Here is a 17,325-nt window from a genome sequence, read left to right as displayed (position 1 = left end):
AATCTGAGAGCAGTTGAAGTGTCGTTCAGGCGAAATGTCACTTATCAGGAATCATCGTTTTTCAGGACCGGCACTGGAGCATGATCAACAGGATGATTCTGATTTTCCTGCTTCGCATTGCTTAAGAATTCCAATCGCTGGCAGAGCCATTCAATGGAGGCACGCTGCTCCAAAAGGTCAGCAAAGATCTTCTGGGACCTTGGATCTACCAGGATTGAGAGTAAGGGAGTGAAGAAATGGATGGCCTGCGAACCGATGTAGTTTAGAGGTCGGCAAGTTTCCAGAGTGAGGATAGCCAGGGTTACCATATCCCGGCGAATGATTTCCCGGCAGATCCGATCTGCGATCTGCTGTTGCTCGACAGTGGGAGCAAAATCTTCAGGGCGTTCTACCGCAAAAGCGTGCGCGAGCCACTTTTTGATCATGACCATCCTAGCCTGTATCCAGATATACTGAGCGTTTTGGAGCGACACTTACTGAAAGAGAGTCGTCAGTAAGCTTCGAGAGTTAATCGAACGCAATATCGTAATTCTGTTGTGGTTTCAATTGACGCAAGTTATTTCCATCGTTGAACTAAGTCTAACAATAGCAGGATTGGATAAAAATGAAAGTATCCATCTGAAAGAAATAGGGATTCTGAAGAATCCCTGAAAGAACGGTCTTTTGTTTCAGGCAATGTTGAAGAGCGCCCTGGCGTTGGCGGTTGTGATTTCAGCCATTTCTTCAGCTGTTTTCTGATGGAGTTCCGCCAGGCACGCGCAGGTGTATTTCACAAATGCAGGTTCATTTCTTTTGCCGCGCATGGGAACCGGGGCCAGGTAAGGGGAATCTGTTTCCACCAGCAGGCGATCCAGGGGAATCTGTCTGGCGGTCTCACGCAGTTCGTCATTTTTCTTGAAGGTCAGCATGCCTGCAAACGAAATATGCAGACCCAGGTCCAGGCAGGCGGTCGCTGTTTCCGGACTGCCACAGAAGGAATGCATAATCCCTTTGAGTGGTGCGTCACCCGCTTCCTGCTGCAGGAGTTCTACAACATCCGCTTCGGCTTCACGGCAGTGGATGACAAAAGGAAGATCCAGTTTGCGGGAAAGTTGAATGTGTCTGCGGAAGTAATCCTGCTGCAGTTCAATCGGGGCATAATCCCAGTAACGATCCAGGCCCGTCTCGCCAATGCCTACCACTTTATCAGCGGTCGAGAGCGTCTCTATCAGTTCCCAGTCATTGGGTTTCATTTGAGCAACATAGTTGGGCTGAATACCGACCACTGCGTAAACATTCTCAAAGGTCGCCGCCAGTTCAACGGCACGTTGACTGCTTTCCGCGGTAATGCCGATGGACAGGATTGTCTCTACACCAGCGTCGATGGCGTTTTGCACGGTCTCCGGGCGATCGGGGTGAAAGGCTTCTTCGTCCAGGTGGGCGTGGGTATCAAATAACTTCATAAGGAATTACGGATTTCAATTCTGAGATGTTGACAGTTTCTTTTGGGGAGCGACTTTTTTGGCGTCGGTTGCAAAGTTGATCGACTGAAAGCCGGCAGCCAGACAGGTATCATAGGTGTGGATCATTTCGCTCAACGGGACGTCTGCCTGGATATCCAGGATTACCGGGATTTCTGGTGCCAGTTCCGCCAGTTGCATCAATGTCTGTTTCAACTGATCGAACTGAGCATACTCGCGCTCGTTTAATTCTACAATAGTCTGGTTATCCTGCTGTTTGAGTTTTAGCCAGACTTCACCCAGTGGTTGTTCTTGCGGAGTTGATTCGACAGACTCAATACTTCCCGTCGCGAGTTCTGTTGGCAGCAGAAATTCACGAATCTGGTTTGCCGAGGCGCTGATGAAGAAGATCAGCAGCAGAAAGACCACGTCAATCATTGGCGTCATGGTTGCCTGATCCTGGATGTCGGATCGGCTGTTATGATGAGAAGGGATTTTCATGGCAGGGTCAGTTACTCATTCAGGACCAGAAATTTGACGTTGGATATTCCTGCGCGGGCGCAGCTGATTAGTACGGGTTCAACGATTCGATACGGGATGCGGCGGTCGCCTCGGATCCGGATTTCCATTTCCTGTCGTTTGTTTTCGTCCAGCGACAGAAGTTGTGCTTCCAGTTCTTCCAGGCTGATTTCATTGCTGCGCAGGTGCAGTTTTTCATCCAAGGTGATCGTGATAATCATCCGGCGTGGCGCTTCATCCGGTTCAGATTCGTTTTGAGAAGCCTCGGGCAGTTCGACTGCCTCCAGTTTCTCATTCTGAGTCAGGTGAGTGGCGGCCAGAAAGAAGACGATCAACAGAAAGACAATGTCGATCAGGGGGGTGATATTAAATCGAATTCCCGGCTGACGGGGGCGTGTAGGGACTCGCATCTCTGTTAACCTCCGGGAGGTGATGAGGGTCGCGTTCCCTGCTGATCGGCGAGCCGTTGTGCCAGTTCCTCTTCCGGTCGTTTCCGGAGTGGTTTGCCCGGCTGTTTCGCTGGTGCAGGCGTACTGCGTTTGAAGTCAGCAAAAACATGTTCTGCTAATAACGAGGATTGCGCAACGAGTTCATCAATCCTGTTACGGAAAAAAGCAAAACTGGCGAGAGCGGGGACAGTCACACTGAGGCCGAACAGAGTTGTGATGAGCGCTTTGGAAATTCCAGGAGCGAGTTCTGCCACATCCGGATTGGCTTTCGCTGTGAATTCTGAAAAGGCCAGGATCATCCCCCAGACGGTTCCCAGCAGCCCCAGCATGGGAGAGAGTGTGCCGATGACGGACAGGTATTCGATTTTTCGATTCAATCGTGCCGACTGTTGCATGGCGGCGTCTTCCATGGCTTTTTCAACGGCTCCGTAGCCCAGTTGAACCTCAGCCAGTCCGGCAGAGAGGATATAAGACAGAAAGCTGGGGTTAGACTTACAAACGGAATCGGCACTGCGATATTGCTGCTGTGAGATTAAACCATGGACTTCTTCTGCCAGGCCGGGAGGCATCAGCGCGTTACTGCGAATGCTGATGACATGTTCCACGATTAACGCGACCATCGCGATACTTAAAACTGCGATGATGATTCCAATCGTGCCGGCATCATCTACCAGTTGACGGAAGTCGACTTTTGAAATATCTGATCCTGCACCCGATTCCGAATCCTCTGCAGCAAAGCAGAAGGCAGGAGATGCCAGCGGTAGGCAGATGCAGAGGAGACTGGCCCAGAGGAATTTACTCAGCGATTTTCTTCGATCCATCAAATCATTCATTTCCAGAAAAAATTCGTACTGTTCAATTATCTTGTGTCGTCGGTTGCGAACTCGCTTTGGTGATCTGGTCAATCATCTGCAGTGCCATTTGACGTGCAGGTGATTTTGAATATCGTGCCGCTGTTTCCTGATAAAGTCGCAATGCGTTCACAGTCTGGCCCATCGCCAGAATCGAATCGGCGGCTTTCAGACTGGCCTCTGCCGACAGTTGAGGATTTGAATTTTCAGCAAGTGGGATCCAGAGAAAGGAAGCAGCTGCCTGGCCATGTCGTTCCAGCATGGCATACCCGGTTCCCAATAGAAAATGTGGGCCTGCTCTCAGGAGTTCCGGAACCTGATTCAGATTGCGTTCCCAGCGCTGCAGTTCCAGCAGGCTGATATCACCGGCACGCAACCGGAGACGCCAGAGTTGGGTCCGTGCCAACTGCTGGATATTGATTTGTGGACTTGTTGCCAGAGAGCGAAGTGTTGCTTCTGCCTGTGCCTGATAATCTGGAGCCGTTAACAGAATACTGGCCCCGATCAACTGTTTCACTTCATCCTGATCCGTTAACCAGTTTTGTGCTGCATTGCGAGCGGGTGATAAAGTATCTTTGATGCCCCAGTCCAGTGGAATCAGATCGAATGAACGGGCATCAGGCTCATTCTCCACCATGATTTGAAAACGAAGCGCCGCCTTTAAGTTGTCTCCGAGCGCTAAAGCAGCTTTAGTCATCAATGCCAGAATTTCACGCCGAACCCAGAGACGGTTTTCTATATTCAAGGCTTCACTGAAAGATTCGATCGCTTTTTCGTATTCTTCATTTTGAAGCTGTTCCAGTCCCTGCTGGTGCTGTTCAGTTTGGGGGGTATGGACCTTTACGATTTCGGAACTGGGATATGTCTTTACTGTGCCACTGGGCAGCAGCTTCACTTTGATCTCTGATTGGGTGAAATCCAGAATCGTACACGGAAGAGTGGCCTGACCGACATGATGATCCGGGCGAACTTCGATCTTATCCTGGGCGCAGGAACTCGCTGTATTCTGAAATAAGAATACAAGTGCCAGGTTGATCAACAGGAATGCTCGCATGGAATTCTTTCGACTGGGAAATCAGTTATTCTGCAGGAGCTGATGTGGTCGTTTCTGAATTGGCCTGCTCTTTTTTCTGCTCAATCTGATCCTTGGTGAAAAACCAGGAAAAGAGCATTAAGAGAGCGCCTCCTGTAATCGCCATATCTGCCACGTTGAAAATACCGGTTCTCAAGGGGCCAAACCCGATGTTGAGAAAATCGATGACAATGCCATTCAGGAACACACGGTCAATTAAATTACCGATCCCCCCCGCCAGCAATAAAGAGAGAGCGATGAACTGTACCAGAGGCATCTGCCAGCGAAAAACCAGCATTCCCGTCACGAGAATCAGAAAAGCGGCGTTGGCAACGACCAGCAGAAAAAAACGGACTGGTTTTGACAGGCGGCTTCCCACACTGAGGAATGCACCCGTATTTTCTGCATATTCCATCCGGAATGTGTTATTCAAATAAGTCAACGGTGGTTCGTATTTAAGTTTTTCGACGGCGATCTTCTTGGTGTACTGATCACAGCCAACGCAAAATAACAGGCAGGCTATCAACAGTGTATAGCGAGTTGCTTTGGAAACTGACGATGACATTAAACACTGGCTTTCTGAGAGATTGAATTATTATTCTCGTGATCCGCAGGCTGCTACCGCAATTCCTTAGCGGTGTTTGATAAATTTGCGGACATTATAGTATCGATAGCTGCCTTTATTCTGACGAGCCAGTTTATCAAGTGAATTGCCTTCCTTGACCGGAAAACCCTCTCCAAATTCGATACAGTGGATTTTCGCCTTACCACCATTTTGTTCACGAATGTCATTGAGGTCTGCACTGGATAACTGTGGATGCTTTGCATCTGTCAGAAAGAATATGACATCCGGGTTAAAACTTAAAGCTCTTTTTAATGCGGGCAGATGGTCTGTTCCCCCATCAGGTTCGACACTTTGAATAAACTGACGAGCCAGGGTTCGATTGATATCTGTGGCATACAGTAATTCCGCTGACTTTCCCCGATGCTGCATGGCACGCGTGGTGGTATTATAAAAAATGATCTGGAACTGCTGATGGTGATTTAACCCTGCCAGGCTGGAAATCAGTTCTGATCGGGCTTTGCGAATGGGGGCTCCCTGGGGAGCGGCCATGCTGCCAGAACAGTCCAGTACGAATACAAATCGCTTGCCTGAATCAACGGCGTCAAAAAAATTGACATTCCCGGCCCCCATGACGGGAGGAGCCAGCGCTGTGCTGGGGGACATTAACTGGTCAGTGGTCAAATCAGTTGTGGGAGCACTGGGGGCCTGAGTCGGGCCTGCCCCGAGCATTTTCGAATTCAACTCCGGAAGCAGGGGCGCCACGGGGGGCTGTTCCATTACTTCGCTGATCTGTTCCTGAGCTTGTGAAACCTGTGGATTCTCTGGTGATTCCAGAGGTTCCTGATCTGAATCCTCGGGCTGATCGGCATCTGGGGATTGTTTGACATAAATCCCCACACTGCGGAGTTCTCCTTCATCGCCTCCTGTCTGACCGCTGTCGCAGCGATTCAGGCTGGAAATCAGGATCAGCAGGATCAAAGAGTGTATGGCCAGTGAAGCAGCCCAACTGGGGACAACAAGCAGAGGGGAATTCGTCTGCCATCGTGCTGTGCGTTGTTCCATTTCTGTAAATGCTGCTGGCATTAATTTAAATCCATGACTGATATATTCATTCCGTATAAACTAACTTAAGTCTCTATATTGTAGTGGATTATCAATTCTCGAACAGTCGGGATTCTAAAGTAGAGGATTGCATGGAACAGACGGTGCACTGAAAGATGGAAGTCATTGAAGTATTCGTGTTTCTCTTACGTTATTCCTTATTCAACTGTTGAAGGTATTGTTTTGTTATATCAACAGGAAAAACGCCATCTGGTGGCTCATAGGTAAATTCCGTTTCGGGTATGGGGGTATTCAGAGTGACTTTGCTAAAGTTAAGTGTGACCATACTTTGTAAAGAGTCCTGATTTTTTTTCAGGTAGACAATTCGACGGGGGAAAAGCGTATCCTGATCGAGGTAAATTCTAACAGCATCCGGGACATAAGCAGGTAATTCTACAGGGGCTGCAGGATCCCCTCCCTTCCATTGTGTCAGAAATTCGTCTTTCCAGACGCCATTCAAGACTGTTAATGACTTTCCACTGATGGTTCTTTCTGCCACGCTGACAAAATTCATATTTTTCTGAATGGATGCCAGTAATCCCGGAAGCCCTCCCAGGCCCAGTTCTGCCACCAGCATGTTTGATTGTGCTTGTGGATTAATCTCTGCCTGCTGCAGAATCGCCTGTACATCTCTGCGGGTGACACGCGATTCTCCTTTAATCGTGTGTTCTGTCCACAATACCTGGCCATCACAGATTTCGAGCAGGGTTCCCACCGGTTTTTTATCTGAATTCTGACTCTGTACTTGAAACTCGAGACGAAGTTTCAGGTCTTTCCCCTGTTTCAGGTCTTTTGCCTGCAGATAACTTCCAGTGATTATGAAAGGCTTGGGCCCAATCTCAACTTTCTCAGTAATGTGGGTTCGAATTGAACTGTATGAAAGGAGTTTTTCCCTGGCTTTATTAAGCATTGCCGCTGCATAAGCCGGATTTTTTTTCAAATTTTTCTCGGACTCATCAGAAACCGCATTACTGGCTGCTGGTTGGTCCTGCGGATCAGTCTGCGCGAGGAGTCGTTCATTGCTATGGTCGTTATCCTCTTGTCTGCTCAAGCTTTGTGGCAATTGAGCCCAGGAAGAGATCGAGAAAAAATCATTCAGGACTGCGACGAGCAGGAGGCCTGTTGTCAGGGTTAAAATGCGTAACATGTTCTAATTGTTCGGAAAAAATCGAATTTATCAAAGAATCGGACCACATTAGTCCGAAAACAGATGTATGAGGCAATCCATGTGTCTCTAGCTGGTTGAAGTATTTCAACCGGCAGACCGTTTAGCTCAGCGTAAGATCGTTAAAATTTGGGACTGATCGCATTTTAACGTTATTTCGGGCTTGGGGTCGACCTGAAAACTGAGTCTTTTTTGAACCGAACGTCGACCGTTCCAATTTCCCAGGGATCGACGTCTTAGTTTGCGATGGACGGTTCTTCACTTAACAAGTCGCATTATTCGTCGTGGGTATTCGAACAAGGGGTCATGATGAAGTACTACTTCCTGGCTTTAGGAACATTGGTAGTTGTCTGTGTTGGCTGTGCAGCCGACGGACAACAGGTAATTAAAAAAGGGCAGTACCATGCTCCACCAGCTGCGATGATGCAGCGACCGGGGCCAATGGTAGATGGACCGGGGCCTGGCGTATTGCCTATGCTGGCTCCGCCTCCAATGAGTGCCTACGCAGCACGAACCTCACAGGTTCGCTTCGTAGGACCAGCGGGCATGAAAGTGGGCTGGCAAGTCGCGGAAGGCTATGCCGAAAACCAGATCACAGCTCCGGGACGTTACAACTTCAACCAGGGGGCAACCTACCGGTTAAAGCTGTCACACATTCCGGGACGATCGATTCCTGCTCTGTATCCTTCACTGCAGGTCTATCCGTCACATCCAACGACAGATGCTTACCTGTCTCATAACAGTATTCCTCTGGAAATCACTCCGGAAGATCTGGATCAGGTGGAAAGTAACAACTTTGTCACCAAGGTGATCTATCTGCCGGATGAAAAATTCCAGGAACTGGCGATTGCCGGCGTGGAAACTCTGGTTTCTACCCGTCTTGATCCCGGTGTAGACCCGGTCGCAGAAGCAGATCGTCGTGGAACAATCATGGCTGTGATGCGTATGGGTAACATGGATCTGGAGATGCCAAGCGAAGATGGCGGTAACGAAACCGTATCACAGGTTTCCTATGATGGTGACGCCGGAGCTCACATGGCTCCCATGCCGATCCCCGGGGAAATGATCGGTATCGCATCCGGTGTACCTGTTCCCACAATGATGGGCGGCATGGGTGCTCCTGGGCAGCCAGCTTACAATCCAATCGCTGGAATGGGACCAACTCCTGCCTGGGGTATGCCTATGACAGGGACACCGATCGGACTCCCAGGCCCTCCCCACATTCCATTGGGTGGACCAGCCAGCCTGAAGTCTCACACGATTCGGAATGTATCGAAAACCAATCTGCCAAAACCGGTGGATCACTTCCTGGTGGACGTCAAACAGGATCCGGCACCAAGCCTGCCCAAACCTGTCAAGTATGTTCAATACTCGGAAAGTCATCCGGTACATGCTCCTGGCCAGGTTTCTTACCCAAGAACCATGGCACCAGGACCTGGTTATTAAAAGACTCTGGACCCACGTGACACTCCTGGTAACAAAAACCAGGAGTGTCACCCCTTGTCTTTTCAAGTGTCATCTCTGCTCTCAAATCTCATCTTTTACGGCTAATTCTCTTCTGTCATCCCTCTGGACAACTGATCGTAGAAACTCTTAGTCATGACAAATTCAAAACGACAAAACCGATCAAGCTTATTAACGCTCCTGTTAATGACCCTGATCGTTTTTGTCATGCATGCACCGGCTGCCTGGTCTCAAGAGATGATCGGCGGTCGCCAGTACAATTCAGGGAATCAATTCTATCATCCTCTGAATCAGCGCACTCCACCAGGGGTTGCCGGTCAATGGGCGGCAATGTCCGGCCAGGTTCAACCCGGTTATATTCAACCGATGAAATTCAGCCTGCCTTCCACGGGAACTCTGACTTTTTATGCAGGAGGTCCTGATCAGGCAATTCAAAAAGCATCACCTGCCTCGATTGGTTTTGGTGTCGGTTATGTGTATCGCGTCAAAATCAGTGGGATGCCGGAATTTCCAGGCGTCGAACTGTATCCGACAATTGAGTTGATTGATCGTCTCCATCCGCCTGCCGGGCTGGCAGAGCAGTATCCGGTTCCTGTCAGTTTTACAGCAGAAGATATAGAACTGGTGTTGTCCGGAAGGATGGTGACAAAAGTCGTTTACCTGGAGCGACCACAAACTGCAGTACCTGCCCAGTTTGATCGACAGCCAACGCAAACCATTACCGCACAGAAAAATCTGATTGCCGAAGCAGATCTGCTGGGCCGTCCCATGCTGATTCTCAGAATGGGGGGCCGACTGCCTTCCACTCGTGGTGAAGACCCTGCATTTTTCGGGAACGGGGCACCTGTACTTGAAGTAAATCCACCGACGGTCAAAAACTGATGTTTCGATTAACCAAAGGAAATTCCGTGTTAAAATTGTCGTTTAGAAATCAAAGAGGAGTATCGCAAATGCAGCGTGTCTGCTCTCTGGCGGCGATCATGCTGATGACTGTCAGCAGCGGGTGTTCCAGTTTATCTCCCGTTTCGGTTTCCATGCCCTGGGATAAACCAGCAACGAAACCAGTCGAAAAAACGGCACCGGCAGTTCAACATGCCGACTTTGACAATAGTGAAGGAGCGGTCACGCTGTCAGCACCAGCTCCACAAGTGGCTCCTGTCTCTGCAGTTCAGCAGGTTGCTTACTATCAACCTGCTCCTGTCTGCGAGCGACCTCCCTACTGTGAGTTTTCTCCGGCTGAAGTTCGAGATTTTACACTCCCTGCAGGCAATGATCCTGCGGTGGTGGAAATGTATCCCGACGAATATCTGTTTGATGGCGGCGATCGTGAGAACCCGGTTCATTATGACGATTACAATCGTCTGGGACTGGATACTGAAGACACAATCGTGGAATACCAGACACACAAAGGCAATCACGAAGTCAAAAAGTCAAATCGCGTGGCAGTCTATGCTCCCCGGTTTGCAGCCATTCGTTCCGCCAGTTCGCCACTCTCTGGTACTTCAATAGATACACTGGCAACGACAGAAGATACCGTTCATGGTGTTGGACTGGATGCTCGCACTGTGATCACACAGCACAAACAGCGTGAGCAGCTGGAAGGAATTCGCATGCGTTCCCGTGCCAGCGGAGTCGAAACCGAACAGCAGCAGGGGGCTGTCGGACAAACCGCTTATCTGGGAGCTCACACCAAACTCAACAATCTGTTCCAGGACACCGGAACGGAATCAACCGGACAGTTTGATCAATCTGACGAAGCACGTATTGCGTATCAGATTCAGGCAGCCGCCATCTGGTCTCGCACTCAGTTTCCTGTCATTGCCATCCGTCAGCAGTCCGCACATTCTTCAAAGAGTGCCGTCAAGCCTGAAGAATATGTGGGCATTGAAGACAAACGCAAAACAGAAGGTAACCTGAAACTGGTCAAACTGGCCGACAAGAAAAACGCGGAACCAGGTGATATCATCACCTTTACAATCAAATACGAAAACGTGGGTGACTTCGATGTTGAAGGCATCAAGATTGTTGACAACCTGACACCGCGGCTCGAGTACATTCAGGACAGTGCCACATGCGATCGTAAAGGACGCCTGGTCGTAGAGGATAACCAGGAAGGCAGCCTGATCCTGACCTTTGAAGTGGATGAGACAGTTCCCGGGCACCAGGGGGGTGTGGTCACCTTCAAGGCACGCGTTCGCTAATCTGATATCGAGGATGAAAATTAGTCTATAAAATCAACTTTGTGGATTCCCGCGAATCCTGAGCCCGTTGTGCAGCATGCATGACGGGCTCTTTTTTTTATCTCTTACGATTTTCTGCTGCCTTGAGAAACAGCATCCCTGCCTTCGAAGAGTGTTTAAAAATACTACAGTCTGAGGTGTTTTACTGCAGATTATCTGAAATGATAAAGTGGAAGCGAAACGGGGTTAAATTGAGAGTCGACTATAAAATGATTGTTTTCAGGTACTTATCAGCTTAAGTACTGAATCTGGTGAGTCCACCGATGAGTTTTTTGTATAGGCCTTCTCAGTGGCACATGAATTGCCATTATCAGCTGTGGAATTTGTCAATGAGATGCGAAGTCTCACGCGGAACGCAGTTGTTCTTTTTCTATTTATTATTGCTGGCTTCGTATCCTGTATTCTTTTGAAAAGGATAAAATTCGATGACGGTGCAACAACAGGGATCTATCACTCAGGACCTTTGTGTGTCGCAGGATTTGGTGGTCGGGATGTTCTGGATACATTCAGTGTAAAAGGGATCCGGGATGAATTACTGGAACTTGTCAAAGGACAGCAGTGCGAAACGCTGGCGCTTGACCTGACCGGTGTGAAATTGATTCCCAGTGGAATGTTGGGATTGTTGTCCTCAATTCGGGATCTGGGAATCGAAATTCATCTCTACAATCCCTCTGAAGATATCAGGGAAGTACTTGAGATCACCAGAATGAACCAGTTCATGCAGTTGCATGATGTAGAAATTCCTTATTAAACAATTCCTACAGTTTATGGCTAAAAGCGAAAGCTGATCTTTATCGGCTTTCGCTTTTTTTATGCAGTCTCGGCAGGACTCCTTTTCAAAATTACAACCAGAGAGTAATCTGGATTCCGGTTTAAAATGATTCTATCCTGGGTTTAATCTGGTGGAAAAGATGTCTCGCATTATTTCCGAACGCTGGCAAAAAGTCGAAGATCTGATTGATGAGTTCTGCCAAACCGATCAGGTTCCAGCGATCGCATTACAATTGGCTGTGGGTGATGAATCCCGCAGTTATTTCTCTGGACGTCAGCGAATCTCAGATCAGGCAGATACACTTTCTGATGACGCTGTTTTTCTGGTCGCATCCATAACAAAGCCGATTGTGGTTTCGGGTGTGTTGAAGTTGCTGGAAGAAGGGGCGTTATTACTGGGAGATCGAGTCAAACGATTTATCCCTGAATTTGGTTGTGCCGGAAAACATGGAATTACTTTACGCCATCTGATGACACACACTTCCGGACTACCGGATATGCTTCCCGATAATCAGGAACTACGCGCTGCCAATGCGCCGCTCTCCGAATTTGTGCAACAGATCTGCGAACTCACTCCCGATGAACCACCCGGTAGAATGGTGCAATATCAGAGTACGGGAATCGCAATTCTGGGGGAGGTGATCTTGCGGATTACAGGACAAGCCTGCGCAGACTATTTGCGTCAGACGCTGTTTGAACCTCTGCAGATGAATGACACCTCCCTGGGGCTGACGGAAGAATGGATGCTGGGGGACAATCCACGAGTAACAAGAATCACGGAAATCCGCATTCCGGAAGAGCTGGATGTCGAGGCCCATTGGGACTGGAACAGTTCTTACTGGAGGCGGTTCGGGGCACCGTGGGGAGGTCTGCTGACGACTCCTGCGGATCTGAGTAAGTTTGCCGGAATGCTGAGAGCGGGAGGCCGATTTCAGGATCAGCAGATCCTTTCACCTCATACAATCCGAGAAGCAATACGTGATCAGTTACCATCGATCGCCGGATTATCTGTTGCTGCCAGGCAGGGGAAAGGCTGGGGACTGGGCTGGCAGATCGTATCCGCCTCCAACAGCGATTATTATGGTGATTTGCTTTCCCGGTCTGCTTTTGGCCATGGGGGAGCGACCGGGACCGTTTTCTGGGTCGATCCGGAACTGGATGCATCCGCGGTGATTCTGACGACGGAGCCACAGGAACCTCATGGACGATTTCTATCCCTGATCACGAACAGAATTGTCGCTTCCATTGAACCGGGGTAACGAATGCGCTGGCAGAAAAGAAATAAGGTTGCCTTGTTTTTTTCAATCGGATTATAATGCTTTCTCTTAGAGGAGATCTGGCCTGTATCGTTCGTATATGACAATTTATTTGTCTGATTCAAAATGAACTCTGAAGCTGCCGCCATCCTGACACTGCTGTCTTATCTGCTGCTTATTTCAGCTTTGCTGATCTACCAGGCCGTTCGTCTTCCGGATGGCTGGCGTGCCTGGATCTTATTTGCGATTACGCGGGTCTATGCACCTGGGCTGTGGCACGTCCGTCGGAATCGTCGTTGTCCCTTTCCGGGCGATTCCGCTGGCATCGTGATTGCCAATCATCGTAGCCCAACAGACCCAATCATCCTCTGGTATAATTCTCATCTGGGAAATCCGCAGAAAAAGATGCGCTGTATCAGTTTTTTAATGGCCAGGGAGTATTATGAGCTGCCTGGTCTGGTTGGATGGATTTCACGCGCCATGCATTCCATTCCAGTGGACCGGAATGGTCAGGATGTCGTGCCTGTACGGGAAGCTCTCAGGCGTTTAAAAGAAGGGGGATTGATCGGGGTGTTTCCGGAAGGCGGGATTCAGGAAGGTCGTCCGATTGCTCATGCCAATTCCGGAATCGCGTTTCTGGCTCTGCGCTCAAAGGCTCCCGTGTATCCGGTCTATATCAATAGTTCCCCTCGTGGCGAGAATATGATCGAACCGTTTTATTCACGGGCTGATACCTCGCTGGTTTTTGGGGAACCCATTGATCTTTCCGATTACCATGCAAAGCGTCTGACGCGTGAAGTTCTGGAGGAAGTCACCACTCTAATGATGTGGAAACTGGCTGAGTTGGGAGAGACCGAATATCTTGGCAGCCCACGACCTGACTCTCAGACTGCAGTAATCCCCATCCCCTCAGACCGGTATCATACCGCAAACTGAAGCAGGCGGCTGTCGATTCATGCTAATCGCTTTTGAGTCGCTCACGATTGGGAGTGCCTGTCTCACCCAACGCACCCCCAAGGGTTCTGGCCGATGAGCGTCTGCATTACAACAGTTCTCCCATCGACCAGAATACCCCCGGGGTTGCCTGCTTCTGTTTATTTAACTGGAATTACCCATAGAGAGTTGAACAAACAAAAAGCGAAATGATTGAATTACCAGGTATTCGACGGCTCAAAGAGAAATGCGACAAAAAAACTGATTTTTTGAGATGAATGATCCCTTTGTCACAAAATACCGAACTCCTTTTCTGGATAATCTGTGATAAATCAATAAGATGCAGTTATTAATCAGGCGATTACTACGAACCCTTTTCAGTTCAAGCTGTCAGAACAGCTATCAGAGATCCCTTAGAAAGAATGTGAATCATGCCGGCTCTGGGTGTAAATATTGATCATGTTGCGACAGTGCGTCAGGCCCGTTTAACTTATGAGCCAGACCCGGTATGGGCAGCCGTTCTGGCTGAACTGGGAGGGGCAGACGGAATCACTTTGCACTTGAGAGAGGATCGTCGTCATATTCAGGATCATGATCTCTACACGATGAAAAAGACCGTTCAGGTTAAGCTGAATCTGGAAATGGCAGCCGAGGAAGAAATGACTCAGATTGCCCTGGATGTCCGACCCGATCAGGTCTCTCTTGTTCCCGAAAAAAGAGAAGAGCTGACAACGGAAGGGGGGCTGAATGTGATCGCAAATGCAGAACGTGTAAGTCAGTGTGTCCATCGGCTGCAGCAGGCGGGGATTGAAGTCAGTCTGTTTATCGACCCTGATCCGGCGCAGATTGAAGCTTCGAAAAAAGCGGGAGTCCATGCGGTTGAATTGCATACCGGACGCTATGCGGATGCCTCTTCTGCAGGAGAACAGGAACAGGAGTTAAGTATCCTGGAAAAAGCTTCTGCATTCACGATTGAGCAGGGAATGAAGTTACACATGGGACATGGTCTTACGTATCGAAATGTGACACCCGTGGCGTTAATTCCCCATGTGAGCGAACTGAATATTGGCCACAGTATTATTTCCCGTGCCGTACTGGTAGGGATGGAACAGGCAGTTCGCGAAATGAAGGCTCTTGTGAATATCTGAGTTCCGGGTTGCGCCTTGTCAGGGACCCCTGTTCACAGATTAACTCATTGAGTTTGTTTATTAATATCGTTTAAATATCGAAGCTGATCACATCAGCAGAACGCTCCTGTTTCACTGTTTTTGCTGATCCTCAGAAACCGCAAAGTTGTATGCCGCCACTCATGTCAGGTCGAATATCTGAGGACCCGATTTGACAGAGAACTTACGTCTGACAGTAGATTTCTACCGCTTGATACGTTATGGTGATTTTCAAACTAGCAGAGCACATCGCCCGAAAGATTCCGTCCAATTCGAGTGTGGGTGTGTTTTGTGCCTGAGGGTTTCGGTATGGTTGCGAATTCCTGCAATCGCTGTTTTCCCAGCCGATCTACTTCTAATCATGATGAATATAGGTAACCCGGAAAATGTGATTGTTACTCCCGCAGCCTGAAACAGGTTATCTGGTGTGGCACTCATGGCAAAAACGAGTAAAGAGAAAAGCGTTCCAATATCTGAATCGTTTTGGTTTTAACTGAATTGCTTACACGTAGACTGGTGATTTTCTTTACCAACTGCGGTCTTTGCTTGAACTTATTTTGGAAATGATCGGTTCTACGCAGGACAGAGTATGGCGGACCTCTACACCTGCTGGTTTATTCAGAATTTATAGAGGAGCAAATTGCGATGACTCCCAAAGACTTTTTTGCTTTTGCAGAAAAAAACGGCGCCAAGATGGTCGACTTGAAGTTCACCGACATCTTTGGAACCTGGCAGCACTGTTCTTACCCCATCAGTACCTGGGATGAAGGTACTTTCGAAGATGGTGTCGGTTTTGACGGATCTTCGATTCGCGGTTGGCAGACAATTGACAGCTCAGACATGCTGGCTGTGCCTGATCCGGCGTCTGTAAAACTCGATCCGTTTTTCAAGTCACCTACTGTGAGTGTGCTGGCTGATATCGTCGATCCGATTACCAAAGAGGATTACAATAAAGACCCGCGAAATGTCGCTAAAAAAGGTCTGGCCTATCTGCAGCAGACGGGGATTGCCGATTCCTGCTTTATTGGACCAGAACCGGAATTCTTTATTTTTGATGATGTGCGTTATCTCTCCAACCAGAGAGGCGCCATGTACGAAATCGATTCTTCTGAAGCCGCCTGGAATACAGGCCGTTCTGAAGAGGGGAACCTGGGACATAAAGTTGGTTATAAAGGCGGATACTTTCCCGTTGCTCCGACTGACACCTATGGTGATTTGCGTGCTGAAATGGTCGATGAGCTTCAGAAAGTGGGCATCGTAGTCGAAGCTCATCATCATGAAGTTGCTACTGCAGGCCAGTGTGAAATTGATATGGAATTTTCACCACTGCTGCAGATGGCTGACCAGTTCATGTGGTACAAGTACATCATCAAGAATGTTGCCAAGCGTAATGGGAAAACTGTTACGTTCATGCCTAAACCTGTTTTTGATGATAATGGTTCCGGCATGCATACGCATATCTCATTGTGGAAAGATGGCAATACGCTGATGGCCGGTGATGGCTATGCCGGGCTGAGTGAACTGGCTCTGCATGCGATTGGTGGAATTCTGAAGCACGGCCGAGCCCTGATTGCTCTTTCCAACCCGACTGCCAACAGCTTCCATCGTCTGGTACCTGGCTTCGAAGCTCCTGTGACGCTGGCGATGAGTCAACGTAACCGTTCTGCTTCCTGCCGTATTCCCATGTACTCCGGAAGTCCTAAAGCGAAACGCGTTGAGTTTCGTTGTCCGGACCCAACAGCCAATGGCTATTTGAGCTTTACCGCGTTGATGATGGCCATGATTGACGGTGTGCAGAATAAGATTGATCCCGGTGAACCACTGGATCGTGATATCTATGATATGACACCCGAAGAACTGGCTGAGACGAATGTGGCTCCCAAATCTCTGGATGAAGCGTTAGTCGCTCTGGAAGAAGATAGCGCCTTCCTGACCGCTGGCGATGTCTTCAGTGAAGACCTGATTAAGGCATTCATCAAGTTCAAACGGACTGAAGAGTTGGATCCTATTCGATTACGCCCTCATCCTTATGAGTTCGATCTCTACTACAATGCCTGATCTGAGTGCAATTGTAGTCTGAAGGAATAATTTGACTCGCAGTAAGTCGCCTGATTTACTGCGAGTTTTTTTGCTTTGATAGCCATGGTGCCTAAATGGCAGCCTTGCAGGGTGTGTGATTGCTGCCAAAAGGGCATGTTTTGTGTACGGTTGGACTCAGTGGATCCCTGGGGTGCAGAATTATAGTGATTCTTAAGTGGTTGTTATTAAACGATATGTGAGAAAATTATGTGTTCAATGTCTAAAATGGCACAGGTTATGCATTTGGTGATATCA

Annotated in this window: 17 protein-coding genes; 8 read left to right on the top strand and 9 right to left on the bottom strand. The window is 48.7% G+C overall.

Annotated features, from left to right (window positions below; translation table 11 throughout):
- Positions 1-44: 44 nt before the first annotated feature.
- The 9 genes from GmarT_RS19515 to GmarT_RS19475 all read right to left on the bottom strand — a co-directional run bounded on the left by GmarT_RS19515 (position 45) and on the right by GmarT_RS19475 (position 7,143).
- Complete coding sequence (locus tag GmarT_RS19515; protein WP_002647623.1) at positions 45-431, bottom strand: hypothetical protein; 387 nt, start codon at positions 429-431, stop codon at positions 45-47.
- Positions 432-668: 237 nt separating this feature from the next.
- On the bottom strand, positions 669-1,442 hold the full coding sequence (locus tag GmarT_RS19510) for a TatD family hydrolase (RefSeq protein ID WP_002647624.1): 774 nt from the start codon (positions 1,440-1,442) through the stop codon (positions 669-671).
- 15 nt (positions 1,443-1,457) lie between these two features.
- Positions 1,458-1,886 carry an ExbD/TolR family protein gene (locus GmarT_RS19505; RefSeq protein ID WP_187782309.1) on the bottom strand — a complete coding sequence of 143 codons (429 nt, stop codon included), beginning with the start codon at positions 1,884-1,886 and terminating at the stop codon, positions 1,458-1,460.
- 65 nt (positions 1,887-1,951) lie between these two features.
- On the bottom strand, positions 1,952-2,368 hold the full coding sequence (locus GmarT_RS19500) for an ExbD/TolR family protein (protein ID WP_002647626.1): 417 nt from the start codon (positions 2,366-2,368) through the stop codon (positions 1,952-1,954).
- A gap of 5 nt (positions 2,369-2,373) precedes the next feature.
- On the bottom strand, positions 2,374-3,228 hold the full coding sequence (locus tag GmarT_RS19495) for a MotA/TolQ/ExbB proton channel family protein (protein WP_002647627.1): 855 nt from the start codon (positions 3,226-3,228) through the stop codon (positions 2,374-2,376).
- A gap of 34 nt (positions 3,229-3,262) precedes the next feature.
- Positions 3,263-4,312, bottom strand: a complete 1,050-nt coding sequence (locus GmarT_RS19490) for a tetratricopeptide repeat protein (RefSeq protein WP_002647628.1) — start codon at positions 4,310-4,312, stop codon at positions 3,263-3,265.
- Positions 4,313-4,337: 25 nt separating this feature from the next.
- Positions 4,338-4,895, bottom strand: a complete 558-nt coding sequence (gene lspA, locus GmarT_RS19485) for a signal peptidase II (RefSeq protein ID WP_002647629.1) — start codon at positions 4,893-4,895, stop codon at positions 4,338-4,340.
- 66 nt (positions 4,896-4,961) lie between these two features.
- Positions 4,962-5,978 (bottom strand): vWA domain-containing protein, encoded by a 1,017-nt coding sequence (locus GmarT_RS19480; protein WP_002647630.1) that lies wholly within the window; start codon positions 5,976-5,978, stop codon positions 4,962-4,964.
- A gap of 169 nt (positions 5,979-6,147) precedes the next feature.
- Positions 6,148-7,143 carry a LolA family protein gene (locus GmarT_RS19475; RefSeq protein ID WP_002647631.1) on the bottom strand — a complete coding sequence of 332 codons (996 nt, stop codon included), beginning with the start codon at positions 7,141-7,143 and terminating at the stop codon, positions 6,148-6,150.
- Positions 7,144-7,470: 327 nt separating this feature from the next.
- Between GmarT_RS19475 and GmarT_RS19470 the strand changes: the two genes are divergently transcribed.
- The 8 genes from GmarT_RS19470 to glnA all read left to right on the top strand — a co-directional run bounded on the left by GmarT_RS19470 (position 7,471) and on the right by glnA (position 17,049).
- Positions 7,471-8,607: a hypothetical protein gene (locus tag GmarT_RS19470; RefSeq protein ID WP_044238950.1), complete on the top strand. Its 1,137-nt coding sequence runs from the start codon at positions 7,471-7,473 to the stop codon at positions 8,605-8,607.
- Between the two features lie 153 nt (positions 8,608-8,760).
- The gene (locus GmarT_RS19465; RefSeq protein ID WP_002647633.1) at positions 8,761-9,507 is read left to right on the top strand and encodes a hypothetical protein; all 747 of its coding nucleotides are present in this window, start codon (positions 8,761-8,763) and stop codon (positions 9,505-9,507) included.
- Between the two features lie 68 nt (positions 9,508-9,575).
- On the top strand, positions 9,576-10,826 hold the full coding sequence (locus GmarT_RS19460; RefSeq protein WP_002647634.1) for a DUF11 domain-containing protein: 1,251 nt from the start codon (positions 9,576-9,578) through the stop codon (positions 10,824-10,826).
- 445 nt (positions 10,827-11,271) lie between these two features.
- A complete protein-coding gene (locus tag GmarT_RS19455; protein WP_230682466.1) occupies positions 11,272-11,616 on the top strand; it encodes an STAS domain-containing protein in 345 nt (114 codons plus the stop codon).
- A gap of 160 nt (positions 11,617-11,776) precedes the next feature.
- Entirely contained in the window at positions 11,777-12,895 is a 1,119-nt protein-coding gene (locus GmarT_RS19450) for a serine hydrolase domain-containing protein (protein ID WP_002647636.1), read from the top strand.
- Between the two features lie 123 nt (positions 12,896-13,018).
- The gene (locus GmarT_RS19445; protein ID WP_002647637.1) at positions 13,019-13,828 is read left to right on the top strand and encodes a lysophospholipid acyltransferase family protein; all 810 of its coding nucleotides are present in this window, start codon (positions 13,019-13,021) and stop codon (positions 13,826-13,828) included.
- A 428-nt stretch (positions 13,829-14,256) separates the two neighbouring features.
- The gene (locus tag GmarT_RS19440) at positions 14,257-14,973 is read left to right on the top strand and encodes a pyridoxine 5'-phosphate synthase (protein ID WP_002647638.1); all 717 of its coding nucleotides are present in this window, start codon (positions 14,257-14,259) and stop codon (positions 14,971-14,973) included.
- Between the two features lie 663 nt (positions 14,974-15,636).
- Positions 15,637-17,049: a type I glutamate--ammonia ligase gene (gene glnA, locus GmarT_RS19435; protein WP_002647639.1), complete on the top strand. Its 1,413-nt coding sequence runs from the start codon at positions 15,637-15,639 to the stop codon at positions 17,047-17,049.
- The last annotated feature ends 276 nt before the right edge of the window (positions 17,050-17,325 follow it).

This window comes from Gimesia maris, assembly GCF_008298035.1.
Classification (GTDB): domain Bacteria; phylum Planctomycetota; class Planctomycetia; order Planctomycetales; family Planctomycetaceae; genus Gimesia; species Gimesia maris.
The sequence above is the reverse complement of the archived record's forward strand: the minus strand, read 5'-3'. Positions and strand labels throughout refer to the sequence as shown.

What these genes read in the sequence shown, in the direction of transcription:
- GmarT_RS19495 (WP_002647627.1), bottom strand. Translation starts at nt 3,228, where the DNA reads ATGGATCGAAGAAAATCGCTGAGTAAATTCCTCTGGGCCAGTCTCCTC.
- GmarT_RS19510 (WP_002647624.1), bottom strand. Translation starts at nt 1,442, where the DNA reads ATGAAGTTATTTGATACCCACGCCCACCTGGACGAAGAAGCCTTTCAC.
- GmarT_RS19460 (WP_002647634.1), top strand. Translation starts at nt 9,576, where the DNA reads ATGCAGCGTGTCTGCTCTCTGGCGGCGATCATGCTGATGACTGTCAGC.
- GmarT_RS19515 (WP_002647623.1), bottom strand. Translation starts at nt 431, where the DNA reads ATGGTCATGATCAAAAAGTGGCTCGCGCACGCTTTTGCGGTAGAACGC.
- GmarT_RS19505 (WP_187782309.1), bottom strand. Translation starts at nt 1,886, where the DNA reads ATGACGCCAATGATTGACGTGGTCTTTCTGCTGCTGATCTTCTTCATC.
- GmarT_RS19470 (WP_044238950.1), top strand. Translation starts at nt 7,471, where the DNA reads ATGAAGTACTACTTCCTGGCTTTAGGAACATTGGTAGTTGTCTGTGTT.
- GmarT_RS19465 (WP_002647633.1), top strand. Translation starts at nt 8,761, where the DNA reads ATGACAAATTCAAAACGACAAAACCGATCAAGCTTATTAACGCTCCTG.
- GmarT_RS19490 (WP_002647628.1), bottom strand. Translation starts at nt 4,312, where the DNA reads ATGCGAGCATTCCTGTTGATCAACCTGGCACTTGTATTCTTATTTCAG.
- lspA (WP_002647629.1), bottom strand. Translation starts at nt 4,895, where the DNA reads ATGTCATCGTCAGTTTCCAAAGCAACTCGCTATACACTGTTGATAGCC.
- GmarT_RS19480 (WP_002647630.1), bottom strand. Translation starts at nt 5,978, where the DNA reads ATGCCAGCAGCATTTACAGAAATGGAACAACGCACAGCACGATGGCAG.
- GmarT_RS19445 (WP_002647637.1), top strand. Translation starts at nt 13,019, where the DNA reads ATGAACTCTGAAGCTGCCGCCATCCTGACACTGCTGTCTTATCTGCTG.
- GmarT_RS19475 (WP_002647631.1), bottom strand. Translation starts at nt 7,143, where the DNA reads ATGTTACGCATTTTAACCCTGACAACAGGCCTCCTGCTCGTCGCAGTC.
- glnA (WP_002647639.1), top strand. Translation starts at nt 15,637, where the DNA reads ATGACTCCCAAAGACTTTTTTGCTTTTGCAGAAAAAAACGGCGCCAAG.
- GmarT_RS19440 (WP_002647638.1), top strand. Translation starts at nt 14,257, where the DNA reads ATGCCGGCTCTGGGTGTAAATATTGATCATGTTGCGACAGTGCGTCAG.
- GmarT_RS19500 (WP_002647626.1), bottom strand. Translation starts at nt 2,368, where the DNA reads ATGCGAGTCCCTACACGCCCCCGTCAGCCGGGAATTCGATTTAATATC.
- GmarT_RS19450 (WP_002647636.1), top strand. Translation starts at nt 11,777, where the DNA reads ATGTCTCGCATTATTTCCGAACGCTGGCAAAAAGTCGAAGATCTGATT.